2 protein-coding genes are annotated in these 2,001 nt (G+C 71.3%); one reads left to right on the top strand and one right to left on the bottom strand.

Annotation, left to right across the window (positions count from 1 at the left end):
• Window positions 1–177: 177 nt before the first annotated feature.
• Complete coding sequence (gene fbaA, locus H5J29_RS30585; RefSeq protein ID WP_181784422.1) at window positions 178–1,212, bottom strand: class II fructose-bisphosphate aldolase; 1,035 nt, start codon at window positions 1,210–1,212, stop codon at window positions 178–180.
• 102 nt (window positions 1,213–1,314) lie between these two features.
• Between fbaA and H5J29_RS30580 the strand changes: the two genes are divergently transcribed.
• Complete coding sequence (locus tag H5J29_RS30580) at window positions 1,315–1,944, top strand: RNA polymerase sigma factor (RefSeq protein ID WP_312858482.1); 630 nt, start codon at window positions 1,315–1,317, stop codon at window positions 1,942–1,944.
• Window positions 1,945–2,001 lie beyond the last annotated feature (57 nt).

Genomic DNA, 2,001 nt, shown 5'->3' with positions numbered 1-2,001 from the left:
AGCAGCCCGGACTGCAGCATCGGCAGGTCCTGGCCGATCACGGCGACGTCCGCCGGGTCCTCGCCCGCGGCCAGCGCGGCCGCGGCGGGGTCGACGGGCAGGCGGGTGGGCTCGGGGCCCAGCAGGTTGCCGTGCACACTCATGGGCTCATCCTGCCCCGTCGACCCCCGGCCCGCGTCAGCCGGCCAGCGACTTGCCCGCGGACTTCAGCGACTCGCACGCCTCGATCACGCGCTCGGACATCGCGACCTCGGCCTTCTTCAGGTAGACGCGCGGGTCGTAGGCCTTCTTGTTGCCGACCTCGCCGTCCACCTTCAGCACGCCGTCGTAGTTCTCGAACATGTGCGCGGCGATCGGGCGGGTGAAGGCGTACTGCGTGTCGGTGTCGACGTTCATCTTCACCACGCCGTAGGTCAGCGCCTCGTGGATCTCGGAGAGCAGCGAGCCGGAACCGCCGTGGAAGACCAGGTCGAAGGGCTTCTCGCCGTGGCTGAGGCCGAGCTTCTCGCGCGCGACCTCCTGGCCCTGCTTCAGGATCTCCGGACGGAGCTTCACGTTGCCCGGCTTGTAGACGCCGTGCACGTTGCCGAAGGTCGCGGCCAGCAGGTAGCGGCCCTTGTCGCCTGCACCGAGCACGTCGACGGTGCGCTCGTAGTCGCCCGGCGCGGTGTACAGCTTCTCGTTGATGTCGTGCGCGACGCCGTCCTCCTCGCCGCCGACCACGCCGATCTCGACCTCGAGGATGATCTTCGCCTTGGCCGCCTCGTCGAGCAGCTCGGCCGCGATCTTGAGGTTCTCCTCGAGCTCGACCGCCGAACCGTCCCACATGTGCGACTGGAAGAGCGGGTTGCCGCCCTTGGCCACGCGCTCCTGGCTGATGGCGATCAGGGGCCGGACGAACCCGTCGAGCTTGTCCTTCGGACAGTGGTCCGTGTGCAACGCCACGTTGATCGGGTAGGCGTCGGCGACGGCGTGGGCGAACTCGGCCAGCGCCACCGACCCGGTGACCATGTTCTTGACCCGCGTGCCGGACAGGAACTCGGCACCGCCCGTCGAGACCTGCACGATGCCGTCGCTGCCCGCCTCCGCGAAGCCGCGCAGCGCGGCGTGCAGGGTCTCCGAGCTGGTGACGTTGATGGCCGGGTAGGCGAACTCACCGCTCTTGGCCTTGTCGAGCATCTCGTTGTAGAGCTCGGGGGTGGCGATCGGCATTGCGCGCTCCTCCTCGTCGGTCCGCCGGGTGTCGCCCGCCAGTATCACCCACCAGCGGCGACGCGCAGGAAGGCGATAAGTCACGTCGTTAAGGTGGGGGGCGTGGGGGTAGGAGCGGACACGGGCGGCTACGAGAGCCCGGTCGAGCAGACGGTCGACCGGACGCTGAGCCGGCTGCGGCGGATCGACTCGCGCCCGGACCCGGCCGTCCAGGCCGCGCCACCGGTGGCCGAGGGTGGCCCGCTCACCCTCGCCGACCTCTACCGCGACCACCGGATGCGGCTGGTCCGGCTCGCCGTCCTGCTGGTGGACGAGCCCGCGACGGCCGAGGACGTCGTGCAGGAGGCCTTCGCCGGGCTGCACCGGCACTGGGCGGGCCTGCGGGACGAGGCGGCCGCCGTCGGCTACCTGCGCACCGCCGTCGTCAACGGGTCCCGGTCCGTGCTGCGCCGCCGCCGGACCGCGCGCGAGTACGTGGCCCCCCACCAGGTCAACGCCCGGTCCGCCGAGTCGCTGGCGATGCTGTCGGCCGAGCACCAGGCCGTCGTCGACGCGTTGGGCACCCTGCCGCCCCGCCAGCGCGAGGTCCTGGTGCTGCGGTACTACGGCGGGCTGTCCGAGGCGGAGATCGCCGAGGCGGCGGGCATCACCCGCGGCACGGTGAAGTCCACCGCGAGCCGGGCCCTCGACACGGTGGCCCGGGTCATGGCCGAACGGTCCGGGGGACAGTGAGTCGATCCGGTGATGAGACGATGAGGCCGTGACGCACCCGCACGAGGAACGGCTCGC

It is taken from the genome of Pseudonocardia pini (assembly GCF_013870575.1).
GTDB classification, from domain to species: Bacteria; Actinomycetota; Actinomycetes; order Mycobacteriales; family Pseudonocardiaceae; genus Pseudonocardia; species Pseudonocardia pini.
The sequence above is the reverse complement of the archived record's forward strand: the minus strand, read 5'-3'. Positions and strand labels throughout refer to the sequence as shown.